This is a genomic window from Streptomyces sp. NBC_00104 (assembly GCF_045160825.1).
In the GTDB taxonomy this organism is placed as follows: domain Bacteria; phylum Actinomycetota; class Actinomycetes; order Streptomycetales; family Streptomycetaceae; genus Streptomyces.
This window is the reverse complement of the sequence record NZ_CP108215.1, coordinates 10,483,530-10,500,581: the sequence shown is the minus strand read 5'-3', so window position 1 is coordinate 10,500,581 and position 17,052 is coordinate 10,483,530. Positions and strand designations below refer to the sequence as shown.

Sequence of the window (17,052 nt, the reverse complement as noted above, 5' to 3'; positions counted from 1 at the left end):
CCGTACGTCCGCTGTGCCGCGGGCGTCAGCGCCGCCCACGCCAGCGGCCAAGATCGGGCCCCGCCAGGTCGAAGGGTGGCAGCAGCCGGTAGCCGCGCAGCTGCCACTCGCCCTTGTGCGGGCCGTCGCCGGAGTCAGTGCTCGCTGCCCGCTGGCTGTCGGCGCCGTGGGCGCAGCCCGGGAGCGCACCGGGCAGCCGGTGCCGCCCTGCAGGCGTGGCCCGCTTGACCAGCCGCGCCGTCACCTGCAAAGTCGGGATGCGGCACCGCGGCACCACCGCCTCACTCTGCCGACCGGTCCGCCCGTCCACGAGTGGCAGACGGCCCTGACACCCAGGAGCGGCTGATCCCATGGTCCTCAACCTGGTTGTGATCGGTACGGCCATCACCCTGGGGCCGTTGCACAACAGCGCCTTCATCCTGCTGCTCTCCTCGCGGCGCGGCGTTCGCCAGGGCCTGGCGTTCCTGTTGTCCTGGCTGGCCAACCTGATGGTGGTGATCGCCTGTGTGGTGCTGCTGACCGGCGGTCAGCCCCCGGCACGTCACAGCGTGCCCTCGACTGCCGTGATCGCTGCGAAACTCGCCATCGGCCTGGCACTGGTGCTGTACGGCGCACACCGATACCGCCGACCGCCCCGCCCGCACGCCCCGCCACGCTGGACCGCCCGGATCGACAACGCCTCCCCGGTCACGGCAGCCGGCCTGGCATGGCTGCTCCAGCCCTGGGCACTGGTCGGCGCCGGCGCCGCGACCGCCGTCGACGCGGACCTCTCCACCCCCGCCAGCTGGGTGGCACTGACCGGCTACTGTCTGCTGGCCACACTCAGCCTCGTCGTCATGGAGATGTACGTGGTCTGGGCGCCCGCGGTCGCGAAGGCCCGGTTGAACTCCCTGCGGAACTGGCTCGCGCAGCAGCAGGAACAACTGATCGTCACGCTCGCCCTGCTCCTCGGCCTGTGGCTGACGGCGCGGAGCATCGCCGAGCTGGTCGCCTGAGACGCAGGGCCCTGGTATTCGCCCCCCGACAAGGGTGAGTTCTCCACTCGACGAAGGTGCGCACCGGCCGCACCCGAACCCCTGTCAGCCGACGGCATCGAGCTGGGCCTCCAGGGCAGTGACCTGCCCGGCCGCCTCCGTGCTTGGAGCTTCGGTCGGGACGATGCCACAGACGACGGGCCCGGCCAGTTGCGTCCATGGAGATGATGACCGCCGTCACCGCGACATACAGCCACTGCCCGCCGTCGCACACGGGTACCGGCACACGAAGAGCCCCGAGTCCTCAACCGCACTCGCGCACACCGCAGTACTTGCGCACACTGCGTAACAAGGCTCCGCCGGATCACGTGCCCCCCACATTGACACGGACCGTCGCCGGACATTGACTGTCGGCACGGCGTGGGACCATTGCACTCCGGACAACACGGCGGATCACTCCATTCCCGCCTCGCCCAGCCCCCACGGGAACCCGCGTACCCGACACAGGCGAGGCCGGCCACCGCTGTTGCACGGACGAGCAGGAACAGGGCACGGACACTGGAGGGGAGGACTACCGAAGACCTCGACCGGGCCACCCGCAACAGGCGACCGCGGTGCCGGGACAGGATCGGCCAGGGCTCCGAAAGCCTGAAACAGGCCGTCGAGAAGACCAAGGACGCCTTCGGGCGGGACGGAAGCGGCACCCGATGATGTACGACCAGACTCGCGCCCAGCAGCCTGCGGACCAGACAACGGGCTCCGGCAGACGCCGTACCCCGGGCCCGGAGCCGCTGCTCCCGTCGGCCGAGCGGGACAAGATCCTCTTGCGCCTCCGGCAGGCCCTCAACACCTTCGCCGACACTCCGCGCGAGGCGCTGGAAGAGGCCGAGAGCGCCTACGACGCGGCCACCGCCCAGCTCGTGAGCGCCCTCGCAGAACAGCGGCGTGTCCTGCGCGCCGGGTGGCAGGACCGGGACCCCGAGACGCAGTCCGACGAACTCCGGCAGGCGCTGAGGCAGTACCGGGAGATCACCCAACGGCTGCTCCACCTCTAGGCCGCCGCACGCGGGCCCACGGCGCTGCGGGGCGCCGGGTCGTGCGGACCGTACCGAGGGCATTTCCCACACCGGCTTCCACGCCGGGGCGTTCTCGGCGAGAGATCCGTCCCGGGGCCGCCGCTGAGGCGGTCCCGGGACGGTCCGGTCCGCACGGGCGGGACCTTGGCCCCTCGCCCGGGATCCGCTGAGCGAACTGCCGTTACTGACCGACGTGTTGACCCCGTGGTGGGCCATCACCTGCATCGCCGTCAACCCGATGCAACGGCCGGTCGCCCCCGCAAGATCCCTGCGGACGGCCGGCTCGTCAAAGTCGGTCCGGCACAGCCGGAGCGCGCATCGCCGTCGTTGTCACCCGCCTTGTCCCCTCCACGGCGACCGCCGATGGCCCGGAGCACAGCGGGCCCGCTCGCTCGGCCGGTGATACTCGGGGGAGGGCGCCTGCCGGGCCCGTTCACTGATGTGCACGGTGTGGCGGTGCGGCGGTGCGCGCCGTGGCCCACGTCCCGCCCTACCGACCGGGAAGCAGGACCGTATGAAGCCCCGACCGCGTTTCGCCTTGGGTGCGACCACTCCTGGGGGTGCGGTGCACCCGGTCGCAGCAGTGACTGTGCGAGGGCCGGTCCGTTGAGTGGACCGGGAAGCGGAAGCCATCATGGGGCCGACCGGGGGCAGCCGGATGCTGGTGCCACCGCGGGCCCCGGGGACGGCTGCTCCCGGGGCCCGCGGTGGTTCACCCGACGAGAGAAGTGCAGGCCTCGGGAGTGTGGGGGTAGGCGGCCTGACGGTGCTGGAAGGAGAGGATCTTCGGGTTCTGGACGACGCCGTCGCGGATCTCGATGGCCTTCCGGACCGTGGGGTCGGCGTCCCATGCCGTGGGACCGCTCATGACCTTGCGCAGGTAGGGAAGGAGCGCCTCGCTGATCTCCCAGGTGGCGGAGTTCCACAGGTGGGACGGGCTGTGATCCACCGCGTAGTAGTGGCACCCCGGCCCCACCGTGGGCATGGGCTCGCCGAAGGTGGTCGGACGGGCCCATGCGAAGCCCATGCCCTCGTCGCAGGCGACGTCGACGAAGAAGGTGCCCGGCCGGAACAGGGCGAGTTCCTCGTCGGTGACGAACATGAGCGGCGCGTCGGTGTCCTGGAGGACGCAGTTGACGATGACGTCGAACCCGGCCAGGTACTCCGCCAGCGGCATGGAACCGGCCGCAGTGACGGCCCGCAAGCGCGACGGATCGTCCTCCTGCTCCTCGAAGTGGGCCATCACGACCGAGGGCATCGGCGAGGCCACCGCCGCGGCGGCGCGCTGGGTGAGCACCGTGACGTCCGTGACCCCCATGGCGCCCAGGCCGGTGACCGCTCCGCGCGCCGTGGCGCCGAAGCTGATGACCACCGCGCGCAGGCGGCGGCCGTAGTGGCCGGTCAGCCCGCCGAGCTGGAGGGCGTGCAGCACCGAGCAGTAGCCGGCGAGCTCGTTGTTCTTGTGGAACACATGGACGCTGAAGGCGCCCGTGGAGGTCCAGTGGTTCATGGCCTCCCAGGCGATCAGAGTCAGCCGTCGGTCGATGCCGATCTGGGTCATCTTCTCGTCCTGCACACAGTGCGGCCAGCCCCACAGGACCTGGCCCTCGCGCAGCTCGGCGACGTCGTCGTGCATCGGTTTGGGCAGCAGCGCGATGTCGCACTCGGCGATGAGCCGCTCGCGGGAGCGCAGGCCGGCCACGAGTGGTCGCAGCGCGTCGTCGGCGATGCCGAAGCGTTCGCCGTAGCCCTGTTCGAGGAAGATCCGCTCGCGTACGTCCGGGGCGATCCGGTCGAGGTGGCGGGGGTGCAACGGGAGGCGGAACTCGTTCTCCTTGCGGGAGGAGGCGAGTACTCCGAGGCTCATCAGGCTCATGTGGGGCGGCTCATTTCCGACCGGACGCGATGCGCTCCGGGATTGCCGTTCCCCGAGGGCGACGCCGAAACGGATGACGGCGTGCGAGGTGCGCTCGGTACCGCCACAGTACTCCCGTCCCCGAGCCCCAGGGCGTCGCGGCGGTGGGGCGGGGCGCGGAGTGATGCCGCGGGTCCTTTCGGCTCCAGGGCTGCAGCCCCCGGCCGGTTCGCTCCCTGGCGGACACCGCGGGCAACCGGCGACAAGGTCAGGGCAAGGTACTGGGGGCGTTACTGACGGGCACGGTCCCAGTGCCGGTCCCGGTTCCGGTCCCGTGCCCGGTCAGGCGCGGTGCGGGGGTCGGCGCCGCGTAGGCGAGGTGCACGAGTCTGGACTGTTCCTGACGCATGTGCATGAGCGATTCGAGGATGTACCCCACGAGCAGGACGAGCGCCGCGATCGTCATGATCGCCGCTGCGAGGATCGCCGTGGGGATCCGCGGCACGGTGCCCGTGCGGATGAAGTCGGCGATGACCGGTGCGCCGAGGATGACCGACACGAGGGCGAGCAGACCCGCGACGACCGTGTGGACGAGCGAGGGCCGCTCGCGCCGGGCGAGGTCGAGGATGACCCGCAGGATGCGCCAGCCGTCCCGGCAGGTGCGTAGTTTGCTCTCGCTCCCCGCGGGCCTGACCCGGTAGTCCACCACCACCTCCGCCGTCGGCAGCCGCAGGTGGAGTGCGTGGATGGTCATCTCGGTCTCGGTCTCGAACTCGCGGGCCAGCGCGGGGAAGGATTTGACGAAGCGTCGCGAGAAGACCCGGTAGCCACTCAGCATGTCGGTCACGTCGTTGCCGAACAGGGACCGCACCGCACCCGTGAGCAACTTGTTGCCGACGGCGTGCCCGGCCCGGTACGCGGCACTGACCGTCTCTCGGCGGGCGCCGACCACCTGGTCGTACGGCCCCTCGAAGAGCAGGTCCACCATGTCCCGGGCACGGGACACGTCGTAGGTGTCGTCACCGTCGATGATGAGCAGGGCGTCGGCATCGACATCGGCGAAGGCCCGCCGGATGACATTGCCCTTTCCCTTCCGCGGCTCTTCCCGGACGATCGCACCCGCCTCGCGGGCGACCTCCACCGTGCGGTCCGTCGAGGCGTTGTCGTACACGTAGATGTCGGCCTCGGGGAGCGCCGCCCTCAGGTCGCGCACCACCTTGCCGACAGCCGCCTCCTCGTTGTGACACGGCACGACACACGCGATCGTCGGTTTCACGGCCACTCCTTACCCGAACCGGACCCGAACCGGCGCCGAAATGACGAGCCGAATCACGAGAGGAAACACTGCGAGACAGGCGCGTCCGGATGGTGCGGACGCGCCGTGTCGATACTCTCGCCGGGTGCCGGTCCTCGCATCTGTGATGCTGCGTATGCGTGACGCCGTCAGGGGCGTCTGGGGTGAGGCCGCCAAGTTCGGGGCTGTCGGGGCGCTGGCCTTCATCGTGGACAACGGCGGTTACAACCTGCTGGTCTTCGGTCTCCCCGGCGGTGCGGAGGGTGGGGTGATGCGGGCCGCCCCGGTCCAGGCGTCCGTCATCGCGACGGGCGGTGCGACGCTGCTGAGCTGGGTGGGCAACCGCTACTGGACCTACCGCCGACAGCATCGCGAGAAGGTGGCTCAGGAGCTGGCCCTGTTCCTGTTCGCGAACATCCTCGGTGTCGCCATCACAGCGGGCACGGTCTTTGCCTCACGCCAGCTGCTCGGGCTGGAATCCGTGCTCAGCGACAATGCCGCCCGCGTCTTCGGCTGGGTCCTCGCCACCCTGTTCCGCTTCTTCGCCTATCGGCGCTACGTCTTCGTCGCGCCCTGATCCGTGCGGTGCCGTAGGCGCTGCTAGCATCCGCCCATATGGGACAAAAAGCATTGATTCAGGGTGAAAGGCTCTGGGTCTGGGGGCTGGGTGCTGTCGCCGCGGTGTGCTGCCTGACCACGACCGCCGTCTTCGCCCCGGGGTACATGAGTCCCGACAGCGTCGACCAGCTGCGGCAAGCCATGGGCAGAAGGCCGCTGACCGACTGGCACCCGCCCGTGCTGAGCCTGGTGTGGCGTGCGCTCATCGCCGTCACCGGCATGCCCGCGTCCATGGCCGCCCTGCAGTCCGTCATCTTCTGGGGCGCATTGTGGGTGATCGCCTGGTGTGTCTGGGACCTGACCGCGAGCCGTGCCGGTTCCCTCGCCGTCCTCGGTCTCGGGCTGACTCCCCCCGTCCTGACGTTTCTCGGCGTGGTGTGGAAGGACGTCCACGCAGCCATCGCCCTGCTCGCCGCATGCGCGGTGGCGCTCGTGGGGCTGCGACTGCGAGAGAGCCGGCCTCCCACCGCGGTGCGCTGGGCTCTGCTCTGGCTGGGCGTGCTCTTCCTCGCCTACGCCATCCTCGTGCGCAAGAACGCGTTCCTCGCCGCGATTCCGGTGTTCGCCCTGCTCGTCCTCGCCCTGTGGCGGACCCCCGGCCGCCGCACCTGGGCCAAGTGCACTGCGGCACTCGTCGCCGGCCTCGTCCTGCCGGCCGCCGCGATCGCCTGGATCGCGCAGCCCGTACAGACGAAACAGGGCGCGCAGATCATGATCGACGACCTGATCCACGTCCTGAGCGTGGAGGAACTGAGGTCGGCCGACCTACCGCCGGACCTTCGCAACCGCCTCGTGGCCGCCGCGGAGGAGTGTGACCGCATCGGCGCCCTGTCGGACGCCTACTGGGCCTGCTACGAACGTCCGGCGGACGGGTTGATCGGGGACTCGGGCCCTCTCACATCCCTGTGGCTGCGTGAGATGAGCGGACACGCCCCCGGCTACCTCCAGTACCGGCTGCGGCTCTTCGCGGGCCTGCTCTTCGAGACCGGCTACCCGTACCAGTCAGGGGTCTGGAGCAACGACCTGGGAATGAAGGTGGCCCACCCCCGGCTGGAAGACACGCTCAAGGCGTACGTCAGCGGCGCGGTCACGGATCTGCAGCCGCTCTTTCGGGGGTGGTTCTGGCTCGCCGCGGCGCTCGTACTCGCCATCCGTCCTGGCCGGGGTACGTTCCGCCTGCCGATCCGGGCGTTGGGCATCAGCTCGGCCGTCTACGTCCTCGGCTACCTGCCCATCATGCCGGCGACGAACTACCGCTACCTCTACTGGCCGGCCCTCGCCTGCTCGCTCGGTCTCCTGCTGCTCTGGCTGGACCGTGACAGGACCGTCCCGCCCAGGACCGTGTCCGAGGTGGTGGGGCGGTCTCGAACCACCGTATGACGCGGGTACGGGGCTCCTGAGCGGCCCACGACACCGGCCCGGTCGGCCGGCGGCCCCTTCCCGGCGGCAGAGTGCGCGGCGTCCCCGCGGACCAGCGCACCAGCGCACCAGGCGACGCGGTCCCTTGCGGCAGGGCGATCCAGAAGCCCGAGGCCGGTTCCTGCTGGAGGTGCCGGGGTTCCCTTGCCGGCACAGGTACCGGCCCCGGGCCCGACCAGGCACGTACCCGGGGAGAGTCCAGCGATACAACCAGTTGTGTGTACAAGGCGTGAGAGACGGACGGACATGGTGGGGGGCGCACCGATGATCGGTGCGCCCCCACTCACATCCAGCGTCCTGGCCGGGACCGACGCGACTTACCAGCGATACCAGCGGCCTCGCTTCCCGCTCGGTCCGGTGGATCGCGCGAGGAAGCCGACCAGCCAGATCACCAGGACGATCACGGCGATCCACCACAGGGCCTTCAGGGCGAACCCGGCGCCGAAGAGGATCAGGGCGAGCAGCAGAACGAGTAGCAGGGGAACCATGGTTATCAACCTCCGTCCCGCCGTGTGCCCCACCCTGATCTCCACACACACCTAGAATTTATCTGTTTCTTATCCGCCGCTCGGGGCATCCGGCGGACCGCCGACGTCGGGGCGTAGCCGCTGCCCGAGCACCTGCGGGAACCGACTGACCGAGGCCGTGGACAGGGTCACCGAGATCACGCGTCTGCCGGCATGGCACGCGCTGGGGCGGGTAGGCGCTGGACGTTGACGAGGGAGCGGCGGGATGCCTGGGGAGGTCGAACGCCGCCCCCTCGTCCCTGCGGTGAGGGATCAGGCCGCACAGTCGGCCCGGAGAGTGCTACCCGGAACGGCGTCCGGTGACATCCCCGCAGGGGTCGTCGGGCGGGGCGACTCGGCCGTGGTCGGGTTGACCAGCCCCCACCCGGCACCCACGACCGGAAGGCCCTCGCCGTCCCGCGTACCGCGTGGCGCGATCCGAGCGGCTGAACACGGTGCTCACCTCCGTCGTCGCTCCGCACCCGCTCCCCGCCCGCTCCACGCAACGATCCGCTGGTCCGCTCCTTCGCCCGGATCGCCGCAGAGGGCTGTATGACACGGGCACGGGGCCACCTCGCGGTCGCCCAGCGGCGGCCCTGGTCAGGCGCCGGCTCCCGGTCCGCGATGGGCCCGTGCTCGACGGCGGAACCCACGACACGCTCCGTAGCCTGCCACCCACGACGCCCCCACCCTCCCCCCGCGCCCTCCCGTCCTGAAGGTCGACCAGAGCACATCCCGGTCTCCCCCGCCGACCCCGGCCTGCCGGCGATCCTCTCCCCCGCCACCGGGACCGCGCGCCGGCGCTCTCCCTGATATGTCGGGTAGCGAACTGATTGTCGTAGCGGTGGTGGCCATGCAGAATGCACGGGACCTCCTCGCCCCGCGCGCGAGGGCGGTCCTTGAGGAGGACGGGTCATGGTCACCGTCTGGTGGTTGTCGGTGGCCGCGCTCGGTGGCGCGGTTTCCGTCGGCCTGGCGACGTTCCTGCGGATGCGCGGGGCCGCCGCGGCCCGGGTCGCCGAACTCGAACATCTGGAGCAGCTCGTGGAGCGCCGGGCGGAGCAGGTGACCGCGCTCAGCCATGAGCTGCGAACGCCGCTCAGCATGATCAAAGGCGCTGTGGATCTGCTGCGAGAAGGGTCACCGGGCCCGCTGACGGCGGCGCAGGAGCGGTTGTTGCTGGTCGCCGACCATCAGTCCACGCAGGTCATCAGCCTGTGCGAGAGTCTGCTGATCCAGGCGAAGATCGAGGCCGGCCTGTTCACACCGCGTATGGAGAAGGTGGACGTGTCGGTGGTGGCGCGGGATGTCGTCACCGCGATGCGGCCGCTGTGCGCCCAGCGCGAGCAGCGGGTCAGCCTGGACGTGCCGCAGGTGATGCCGCGGATCCCGGCGGACCCGATGCTGCTGACCCAGGCGCTGACGAACCTGCTGTCCAACGCGAGCCGGTTCACCACCACGGGCGGCAGCATCGACGTCCGGGTCGCGCTCATCGACACCGGCGTCGCGGTGTACGTCACCGACGACGGCGCCGGTATGACGCGAGCCGAACGGCATCGGCTGTTCCACCGCTTCGCGACCGGGCGGCCCCTGGCCGACGGGACCGGCCTCGGTCTCGTGATCACGAAGACCGTCGTGGAGCTGCACGGAGGCGAGATCATGGTGCACACCGCGTCGTCCCGCGGGACGACGTTCCTGCTGACCCTGCCCGACGCGTCATGACGGCGGAGGAGCTGACGGCGGCGGGGCCGATCGCGCTGGTGGTGGACGACGAGCCACAGATGACGATCATCATCGAGTTCGCCCTGCAGACGCAGGGGTTCACGGTGCTCACGGCGCACGACGGGGCGACGGCGCTGAATCTGCTGCGGACCCGCGCCGTCGACCTGGTCGTGCTCGACGTGATGATGCCGGCGATGGACGGGCTCACCCTGTGCGGCCGGATCCGGGCCCGCTCGGACGTCCCGGTCATGCTGCTCACCGCGCTGTCCCAGCACGACGATGTCATCGCCGGCCTGGAGCACGGCGCCGACGACTATGTGACCAAGCCGTTCCACCCGCGCGAGGTGGCCCTGCGCGCCCAGGCCCTGGTCCGGCGCCACCGCCGGGGCAGCGGCACGGCGCTCCGCGTGGGACGGCTGGTGATCGACCCGGTGGCACAGTCTGCGACCCTGGGTCCGCATCGGCTGGACCTGCCGTTCACGGAGCTCAAACTGCTGACCCATCTGGCATCGCGCCGGGGTGTGCCGCAGTCCTGGCAGGAGCTGCTGCGCGAAGTGTGGGGTACGGCGGATCTGCTGGGCGGACGGGACGTGGTCAAGTCCACGGTGTACCGGCTGCGGTCGCGGCTGGCCGGGGTGCCGGACGGCTCCGCGTACATCCGCACCCTGCGCGGGGTCGGCTACCTGATGCCGGACCTGCCGGTGGAGGGACCGGAGAACGCTCCCTCCGACGAGCCGGACGAGCCGCCCGCCGGGTGAGGAGCGGGGAGACGGCTCGCGTCATGTGCTGGGTGACGGCGCTGTCACCGGGGCTCACCGCGCCGTCACCGGAGCCTCGTTCACACGCTCCTAATCTGGCCGCAACATCGCTCGGGCGAGCCGCTTCGGGCTCGGATACGCGGAGGTCAACGTCGTGACAGTCGTGACACAGGGAAGACGATCGCGCCGGGGCGCGACAGTGACGATGGCGCTGGCGGCCGTGGTCGTCGCGACCGCGAGCGGTTGCGCGCGTGACGCCGCCGAGGTCGGTGCCGGGCAGGACGGCGGCGTGGTGCACGTCGCCTGCGGTGCCACGGAGGAGTGGTGCGCCGCCACGACGGAGCAGTTCGCCGAGACCACCGGGGTGAAGGCCGACTTCGTCCGGCTCTCCAGCGGCGAAGCCCTGGCCCGCATCCAGGCCGGCAAGGGCAACGCCGAGTTCGACGTCTGGTACGGCGGGCCCGCCGACGGGTACGCCGCCGCGGGCGAGCAGGACCTGTTGGAGCCGTATGTGTCGGCGAACGCGAAGGTCATCCCCGCCAAGTACAAGGACGCCTCGGGTCTGTGGACCGGCGTCTACGTCGGCGCGCTGGGCTTCTGCAGCAACGGCGAACTCCTGAAGGAGAAGGGGCTCGACGCCCCGGACTCGTGGGCCGACCTGCTCGACCCGAAGCTGAAGAACGACATCGGCATCGCGCACCCGTCCACGTCGGGCACCGCGTACACGGCCCTGTGGACGCAGGTGCGGCTGGCCGACGGGGACCAGGACAAGGCGCTGGACTACATGCGCGAGCTCCACCCGAACGTGCTGCAGTACACCAAGTCCGGCGCGGCACCCGCGCAGATGACGGCGCGTGGCGAGGTGGCCGTCGGCGTGATCTTCTCCCACGACTGCATAGCCACCCAGGAGGCCGGCTTCCCCGACCTCGAGGTGACCTTCCCGTCGGAGGGCACGGGCTACGAGACGGGAGGTGTCGCGCTGGTCGAGGGCGCGAAGAACCCGACGAGCGCCAAGAAGTTCGTCGACTGGGCGCTGACTCCCGAGGCCCAGGAGATCGGCCCCGGCGTCAAGGCGTACCAGTTCCCGACCCACCCCGACGCCAGGGTGTCGGACAAGGTCGTGGACCTGGCGAGCATCAAGGTCGTGGACTACGACGCGGCCGCGGCAGGGGCCGCCAAGTCGGCGCTGACCAAGCGGTTCGACGAAGACGTCGCGCAGGCGCCGAAGTCATGACCGTGATTCTCTCCGACCGCGAGCCGTCCACCTCGGTCGAGGTGGCGGCTCCGCGCCGGCGCCGCCGGGCCGATCCGGGGGTCCGGGTCCTGATCGTGGCCGTCGCCCTGCTGGTGGTGATCGGCGCGGTCGTGCCGCTGGTCGCGGTGCTCGCCACCGCCTTCGCTCCCGAAGCGCTGCCCCGCTACGCGGAGTTCTTCACCTCATGGGTCGACCTCGCCGTCCTGCGCAACACGCTCGTCCTCGGTGCCCTCGTCGGTCTCTGCGGTACGGCGCTCGGCTTCCTGTTCGCGTTCGTCCAGGCCAGGCTCGATGTGCCGGGCAAGCGGATCCTGCACGTCATCGCCCTGATGCCGATCGTCAGCCCGCCCTTCGCGATCGCCACCGCCACGGTCGTGCTGTACGGCCGTCGCGGTGTCATCAGCAACGGTGTCTTCGGCGTGGAGTACGACATCTACGGCCTCGACGGGCTCGTGTTCGTCCTGTCGCTCTCGCTCTTCCCGGTGGCGTACCTGGGTCTGCTCGGCATGCTGCGGGGCCTGGACCCGGCACTGGAGGAGGCCGCCATGAACATGGGCGCGTCCCGGTGGCGGATCCTGCGGACGCTGATCCTGCCGCTGGTGGCACCCGGTCTGGTCGCGCCGTTCCTGCTCCTGTTCGTGGAGGCGATCGCCGACCTGGCCAACCCGCTGGTCCTCGGCGGCGACTACACGGTCCTCGCCAGCCGCGCCTATCTGGCGGTCACCGGCGAGTACGACATCACGGGCGCAGCGGTCTACTGCGTGATCCTGCTGGTGCCGTCGCTGGCGATGTACTTCGGGCAGCGCCGCTGGATGAGCCGGAAGGTCCGCACGACCATCACCGGCCGCCCCTCCGGCAGCATCCATCTGATCACCGGCTGGACCCGGTGGCCGTTCTACGCGCTGGCCCTGCTGGCCGCCGCGGTGATCCTCAGCCTCTACGGCACCGTGCTCGTCGGCTCGGTGACCCGGGTGTTCGGCGTCGACAACACGTTCACCCTCGACTACCTCGAGGAGGTCGTCGCCGGGGTGGGGGTCGAGGCGGTGCTGGACACGCTCAGGTTCGCCGCCATCGCCACACCGATCGCCGGCATCGTCGGTCTGGTGATCGCCTGGCTGGTGGTACGGCATCTGGACCGCACGGCCTGGCTGCTCGACCTCGGCGGCACCCTGGGCGTCGCCGTCCCCGGCACCGTCCTGGGCATCGGCTTCGTGCTCGCCTACCGGCCCGACCGGTGGATCGGCCCGGTCCACGCGGTGCCCAGCCTGGTCGGGGGCAGTGCCGTCGCCGGTGGCGCGGTCGCCATCGTGCTGGCGTACGTCGTCCGCAGCGTCCCTGCGGGCCAGCGCACCGCGGTCGGCTCCCTCACACAGCTGCACCCCCACATCGAACAGGCGTCGACCGACCTGGGGGCAAGCCCGCTGCAGACGTTCCGCCGGGTGACGCTTCCCCTCATCCGCCCGGCGCTGCTCACGGGGCTGAGCTACAGCTTCGCCCGCAGCATGACCTCCGTCTCGACGATCGTCCTGCTGGTCACCCCCCAGACGAAGATCATCACCTCCCAGGTCCTCAGCGCCGCCAGTACGGGCCGGTACGGCGTCGCCTTCGCCTACTGCACGGTGCTGACCGTGCTGGTGCTGGCGGGCTTCGCCCTCATCCGCGTCCTCGTCGGCACGGGCGCCGCACTGCAGCGCACCGCCACCTCCGAAAGGCAGAAGTCATGACCGCCGCCGCGCCCGAACTCACCACCGCGCCCTCGCGCGAGGCCGACAGCGGACACCTGCGGCTCGCCGCCCTGACCAAGCGGTTCACCGGCCGCTCCGGCACCGTGACCGCGGTGGACAGCGTGTCGCTCGACGTCGAGCCCGGGGAGTTCATCACCCTGCTCGGCCCGTCCGGCTGCGGCAAGACCACCACCCTGCGCATGGTCGCCGGCTTCGAGGACGCCTCCAGCGGCAGCATCCTCCTCGACGACCGGGCCATCGACGCCATGCCCCCGCAGCGCAGGCCCATGGCGATGGTGTTCCAGAGCTACGCCCTGTTCCCGCACATGACCGTGGCGGAGAACATCGCCTACGGGATGCGTCTTCAGCGGCGTGGTCGCGACGACATCGCCACCAGCATGCGGATGGCCGTCACCAGCATGAACCTGGTCGGCCTGGAGGACCGCAGCCCGCACGAGCTGTCCGGTGGCCAGCAGCAGCGGGTCGCGCTCGCCCGTGCCCTGGTCGTCCAGCCGAAGGTCCTGCTGTTCGACGAGCCGCTGTCCAACCTGGACGCGAAGCTGCGGGACGCGATGCGGGCGGAGATCCGGCGCATCCAGAAGATGTTCGGCATCACCAGCCTCTATGTCACGCACGACCAGGACGAGGCGATGAGCATGTCCGACCGGATCGTGGTGATGAACAAGGGCCGGGTGGAGCAGGCCGCCACCCCGGGCGAGATCTACGCCCGGCCGGCCAGCGTGTTCGTCGCCGACTTCATCGGCCGGGCGAACTTCCTGGAGGCGGTGCCCGAGCGGGTCGTCGACGGCAGGGGGACCGTGACCGTCCTCGGCCGACGACTCACCGTCGCCGCGCACCCCAAGGTGGCCGCCGGGGAAACCGGCGCCTACCTGATGGTGCGGCCGGAGACGGCCAGGCTGTCCGCCGTCACCGACGGCGGCACCGGCATCGGCGCGGTGCTGCGCTCCACCTTCCACGGCCCGACCATCGACTACGAGGTGGAGACGACCGGCGGCACCATCACGGTCACCGAGCCGGGCGTCGACCCCCGGGAGGCCCTGACCGAAGGCACCAACGTCGACGTCACCTTCGACCCGGACCGGGCCTATCTGCTCACCCAGGACTAGTACTCCAGCCGTACAGTACGGCTGGAGTACTAGCCGGCGCCCCCGCGACCTCCACACCGCCCCAGAGGCCGTATCGCCGTCGTGCGATACGGCCTCCGACCTGCCCCGTGGTCACTCCCCCCGCACTGGACGCGTGAGGTTCGCGCATGCGCATGGCCCCCTCGTCCGCGGTCTGTTGGCGGCCGGTGACGACGCCGGTCCAGGAGAGACACCCGGCCGCGGCCGTCCCTCCGACGGCGTCGCCGCCGCGGAGGAGGCGACCACCCTGGCTCGGCGTCTGAACGACCACGGCGCGTTCGTGGCCTCCGGCCACCCGGGGCCCTTCGCATGGTGGGGCCGCCCGGCGTGCCGGGTGCGGCTTTCAGTCGTGCACGGCCCCAGCCATGGTCTCGCGGTCGTGGTCCGCAGGGTTGCGCGACTGTCCGCGTGAGCGACGGTGGGCGGGTGTGGGAGTGGTGAGGACGGCGAGGCAGGTGATGACGAGGGCGATGCCGGTCCAGCCGGTGGCCGGGAGACGTTCGCCGACGACCAGGACGGCGAGGACGGCCGCGACGGCCGGCTCGAGCAACGACAGGGTGGTGGCGGTGCTGGCCGGTACGTGGGCGAGGCCCCAGCCGAACAGGACGTAGCCGGCGAACATGGGGATGATCGCCATGTAGGTGCCGACGGCCGCGTTGGACCAGGAGGCGACGAGCGGGGCGCCAGTGGCGAGGAGGACGGGCAGGAGGAGCAGACCGCCGAGCCCGAACACGGCGCCCATCGCCGCGCCGGAGGGGATTCGGCGGGTGATGAGCCGGTGCGCCGCCCAGGAGTACAGGGCGTACGTCGCGGCGGCGACCAGCCCGAGGCCGACGCCGAGCACGGTGCCGGCCATCGAGGCCCGGCCCGTGCCCTCGGCGGCGTGGGCGGCTTCGGCGACGCAGAGCAAGGCGGTGCCGAGCAGGCCGAGGGAGGCCGCGGCCATCCAGCGGCGTGTGAGCCGGCGGCCGTCCACGACACGTTCGATCAGAGCCGAGGCGAGCGGAGCCGTGCCGATCGACACCACGGTGCCCACGGCCACTCCGGCCAGGTGCATGGAGCTGTAGAACGCCAGGGGATAGACCGCCACCGAGGTGGCGCCTAGCAGGACCGTGCCGCGCCGGTCGCGCAGACCGGCGGTATTGCGGGCGATCTGCCGTGTGGCGGCGAGGGCCTGGAGGAGTCCGCCCAGGCCCATGGCGACGGCGCCGACGGCCAGCGGGCCCACATCCGGGGCGAAGGTGGCGGCCGTGCCCGTCGTCCCCCACAACACGGAGGCGGCCAGCACGCACAGGGCCCCGATCCCCGCGGTCCGGCCGCGGTCGGTACCCCTCACAGCCGGTCCAGCAAAGCCGCCGCCATCGCGCGGGCGTGCCGGACACGCGCGCCGTCGCCCTCCAGGCCGGCACGGGCCATCGCGCCCTCCAGGAGAAAGGAGAGGTGCTCGGCCAGAGCACCGGCCTCGTCGGACCGGCCGCTCACCAGCTCCTCCACGTGGCCTGCGATCAAGCGCTCCACCTCCTCCTTGTGGGCGCGCACCACGACCCGTCCCTCGTCCCCGACCGGAAGCTCGGCGGCGGCGTTGAGCAGGCCGCAGCCGCGGAAGCCGTGCTCGTACGCGAACGCCGCGTGATCGGCGTACGCGTCGAACACCGCCAGCACGCCCGCACGCGGACCCTCGGCCCGCTCCAGACGCGTCCGGTACAGGCCGAGCCACTCCTCGTGCCGGGCGTCCAGGTAGGCCCGCACCAGGTCGGCCTTGGAGGAGAAGTTGTTGTACAGGCTCATCTTCGCCACACCGGCCTCGGCGGTGATCGTGTCGATACCGGTCGCCGTCACACCGTCGGCGTAGAAGCGCCGGGCCGCCGCCTCCAAGAGCCGTTCCCGGGCGGGACGCCGACGCCTCCCGCTCTCAGCCTCATGCACATCGGGCCCGCTCATCACAGTCCAAAAATAGGTAGGTAGGTCTACCTAGACTAGACGGATGGGCAGAACCGCGGAACATGCGCGTGCTGATCGCGGCCGCCGCGCCGCCGTACCTCGTGCGGCTGGGGCCCCACGACCCGCAGGTCCGCGTCCGAGCGGAGACGGCACGGCCGTGGTGAGCCGCACCGCCCCGTCATCGGTGGCGCTACCCCTGCTCAGCGCCAGGCCTGGAAATGCTGCCAGTTGCAGGGGACGGTGCGCAGGTTGCCCAGGCCTCCGTGGTCGTCCAGGCAGCGGTCGGTCGCCACGCTCTTGAGCTGGATGGCGCCGCCCTCGTACGGGGCCTTCAGCCACTTCTGGAAGTTGGTGTCGTTGCAGGCGAAGGTGCGCAGGTTGCCCAGGCCCCCGTGGTCGTCCAGACAACGCCCGGTGGCGACGTTCTTCAGGACGCGGGCGTCGCCCACGGTGAAGACCTCCCACTTCTGGAAGTCGGTGTTGTTGCAGGCGAAGGTGCGCAGGTTGCCCAGGCCCCCGTGGTCGTCGAGGCAGCGCTTGGTCGCGTCGTTCTGGAATGTCTGACGCGGCGCCAGAACCGCGGTGGTGCCGGATGCGGCCTCGGCACCACCGGGCGCCGCCTCCACCGTGGCGACGCCGGCCACGGTGAAGGAGAGGAACGTCAGCCCCGCGGCCAGCACACGAACCGTGGGTGTGGGCAGGGCGATTCGTACGAGGTTCATGAGAGTGATCCCTTTCAGGGAGAGGTGAGTGGGCCGCCGGCGG

The 17,052-nt window shown here is 70.9% G+C and carries 16 protein-coding genes; 9 read left to right on the top strand and 7 right to left on the bottom strand.

The window, feature by feature from the left end:
* Positions 1–25: 25 nt before the first annotated feature.
* On the bottom strand, positions 26–244 hold the full coding sequence (locus OG272_RS45830; protein WP_327726260.1) for a hypothetical protein: 219 nt from the start codon (positions 242–244) through the stop codon (positions 26–28).
* Between the two features lie 106 nt (positions 245–350).
* Here OG272_RS45830 and OG272_RS45825 point away from each other — a divergent pair, with 106 nt between their 5' ends.
* A complete protein-coding gene (locus OG272_RS45825; protein WP_327726261.1) occupies positions 351–995 on the top strand; it encodes a GAP family protein in 645 nt (214 codons plus the stop codon).
* A 686-nt stretch (positions 996–1,681) separates the two neighbouring features.
* Positions 1,682–2,029: a hypothetical protein gene (locus tag OG272_RS45820; RefSeq protein WP_326573630.1), complete on the top strand. Its 348-nt coding sequence runs from the start codon at positions 1,682–1,684 to the stop codon at positions 2,027–2,029.
* Positions 2,030–2,762: 733 nt separating this feature from the next.
* Here the strand turns inward: OG272_RS45820 and OG272_RS45815 are convergent.
* Positions 2,763–3,926, bottom strand: a complete 1,164-nt coding sequence (locus OG272_RS45815; protein WP_327726262.1) for a N(5)-(carboxyethyl)ornithine synthase — start codon at positions 3,924–3,926, stop codon at positions 2,763–2,765.
* 247 nt (positions 3,927–4,173) lie between these two features.
* On the bottom strand, positions 4,174–5,187 hold the full coding sequence (locus OG272_RS45810; RefSeq protein ID WP_326573632.1) for a glycosyltransferase family 2 protein: 1,014 nt from the start codon (positions 5,185–5,187) through the stop codon (positions 4,174–4,176).
* A gap of 148 nt (positions 5,188–5,335) precedes the next feature.
* Between OG272_RS45810 and OG272_RS45805 the strand changes: the two genes are divergently transcribed.
* Together OG272_RS45805 and OG272_RS45800 are read left to right on the top strand one after the other, a co-directional pair.
* Positions 5,336–5,776 (top strand): GtrA family protein, encoded by a 441-nt coding sequence (locus OG272_RS45805; protein ID WP_327726263.1) that lies wholly within the window; start codon positions 5,336–5,338, stop codon positions 5,774–5,776.
* A 38-nt stretch (positions 5,777–5,814) separates the two neighbouring features.
* A complete protein-coding gene (locus OG272_RS45800; RefSeq protein WP_327726264.1) occupies positions 5,815–7,197 on the top strand; it encodes a hypothetical protein in 1,383 nt (460 codons plus the stop codon).
* A gap of 356 nt (positions 7,198–7,553) precedes the next feature.
* Here the strand turns inward: OG272_RS45800 and OG272_RS45795 are convergent, their stop codons facing one another.
* On the bottom strand, positions 7,554–7,733 hold the full coding sequence (locus tag OG272_RS45795) for a hydrophobic protein (RefSeq protein WP_405896141.1): 180 nt from the start codon (positions 7,731–7,733) through the stop codon (positions 7,554–7,556).
* A 924-nt stretch (positions 7,734–8,657) separates the two neighbouring features.
* Here OG272_RS45795 and OG272_RS45790 point away from each other — a divergent pair.
* The 5 genes from OG272_RS45790 to OG272_RS45770 all read left to right on the top strand — a co-directional run bounded on the left by OG272_RS45790 (position 8,658) and on the right by OG272_RS45770 (position 14,328).
* Entirely contained in the window at positions 8,658–9,464 is an 807-nt protein-coding gene (locus OG272_RS45790) for a HAMP domain-containing sensor histidine kinase (protein WP_326573636.1), read from the top strand.
* On the top strand, positions 9,461–10,222 hold the full coding sequence (locus tag OG272_RS45785; protein ID WP_405895952.1) for a response regulator transcription factor: 762 nt from the start codon (positions 9,461–9,463) through the stop codon (positions 10,220–10,222). The genes OG272_RS45790 and OG272_RS45785 overlap by 4 nt, the downstream gene beginning before the upstream one ends.
* Before the next feature lie 154 nt (positions 10,223–10,376).
* The gene (locus OG272_RS45780; RefSeq protein ID WP_326573638.1) at positions 10,377–11,456 is read left to right on the top strand and encodes an ABC transporter substrate-binding protein; all 1,080 of its coding nucleotides are present in this window, start codon (positions 10,377–10,379) and stop codon (positions 11,454–11,456) included.
* Positions 11,453–13,201 (top strand): iron ABC transporter permease, encoded by a 1,749-nt coding sequence (locus OG272_RS45775; protein WP_327726266.1) that lies wholly within the window; start codon positions 11,453–11,455, stop codon positions 13,199–13,201. Before OG272_RS45780 ends, OG272_RS45775 begins: the two co-directional genes overlap by 4 nt.
* On the top strand, positions 13,198–14,328 hold the full coding sequence (locus OG272_RS45770; RefSeq protein ID WP_327726267.1) for an ABC transporter ATP-binding protein: 1,131 nt from the start codon (positions 13,198–13,200) through the stop codon (positions 14,326–14,328). The genes OG272_RS45775 and OG272_RS45770 overlap by 4 nt, the downstream gene beginning before the upstream one ends.
* Before the next feature lie 361 nt (positions 14,329–14,689).
* Here OG272_RS45770 and OG272_RS45765 read toward each other — a convergent pair whose 3' ends face one another.
* The 3 genes from OG272_RS45765 to OG272_RS45755 form a co-directional block, all read right to left on the bottom strand.
* Positions 14,690–15,682 carry a DMT family transporter gene (locus OG272_RS45765; protein ID WP_327726268.1) on the bottom strand — a complete coding sequence of 331 codons (993 nt, stop codon included), beginning with the start codon at positions 15,680–15,682 and terminating at the stop codon, positions 14,690–14,692.
* Positions 15,679–16,287, bottom strand: a complete 609-nt coding sequence (locus OG272_RS45760; RefSeq protein WP_327726269.1) for a TetR/AcrR family transcriptional regulator — start codon at positions 16,285–16,287, stop codon at positions 15,679–15,681. Before OG272_RS45760 ends, OG272_RS45765 begins: the two co-directional genes overlap by 4 nt.
* A 200-nt stretch (positions 16,288–16,487) precedes the next feature.
* On the bottom strand, positions 16,488–17,009 hold the full coding sequence (locus OG272_RS45755; RefSeq protein ID WP_326573643.1) for an RICIN domain-containing protein: 522 nt from the start codon (positions 17,007–17,009) through the stop codon (positions 16,488–16,490).
* Positions 17,010–17,052 lie beyond the last annotated feature (43 nt).

Bases quoted from the DNA above. Each gene is read 5' to 3' on its own strand.
- OG272_RS45825 (WP_327726261.1), top strand. From the start codon at position 351: ATGGTCCTCAACCTGGTTGTGATCGGTACGGCCATCACCCTGGGGCCG.
- OG272_RS45820 (WP_326573630.1), top strand. From the start codon at position 1,682: ATGATGTACGACCAGACTCGCGCCCAGCAGCCTGCGGACCAGACAACG.
- OG272_RS45815 (WP_327726262.1), bottom strand. From the start codon at position 3,926: ATGAGCCTGATGAGCCTCGGAGTACTCGCCTCCTCCCGCAAGGAGAAC.
- OG272_RS45805 (WP_327726263.1), top strand. From the start codon at position 5,336: ATGCGTGACGCCGTCAGGGGCGTCTGGGGTGAGGCCGCCAAGTTCGGG.
- OG272_RS45800 (WP_327726264.1), top strand. From the start codon at position 5,815: ATGGGACAAAAAGCATTGATTCAGGGTGAAAGGCTCTGGGTCTGGGGG.
- OG272_RS45790 (WP_326573636.1), top strand. From the start codon at position 8,658: ATGGTCACCGTCTGGTGGTTGTCGGTGGCCGCGCTCGGTGGCGCGGTT.
- OG272_RS45785 (WP_405895952.1), top strand. From the start codon at position 9,461: ATGACGGCGGAGGAGCTGACGGCGGCGGGGCCGATCGCGCTGGTGGTG.
- OG272_RS45775 (WP_327726266.1), top strand. From the start codon at position 11,453: ATGACCGTGATTCTCTCCGACCGCGAGCCGTCCACCTCGGTCGAGGTG.
- OG272_RS45770 (WP_327726267.1), top strand. From the start codon at position 13,198: ATGACCGCCGCCGCGCCCGAACTCACCACCGCGCCCTCGCGCGAGGCC.
- OG272_RS45760 (WP_327726269.1), bottom strand. From the start codon at position 16,287: ATGAGCGGGCCCGATGTGCATGAGGCTGAGAGCGGGAGGCGTCGGCGT.
- OG272_RS45755 (WP_326573643.1), bottom strand. From the start codon at position 17,009: ATGAACCTCGTACGAATCGCCCTGCCCACACCCACGGTTCGTGTGCTG.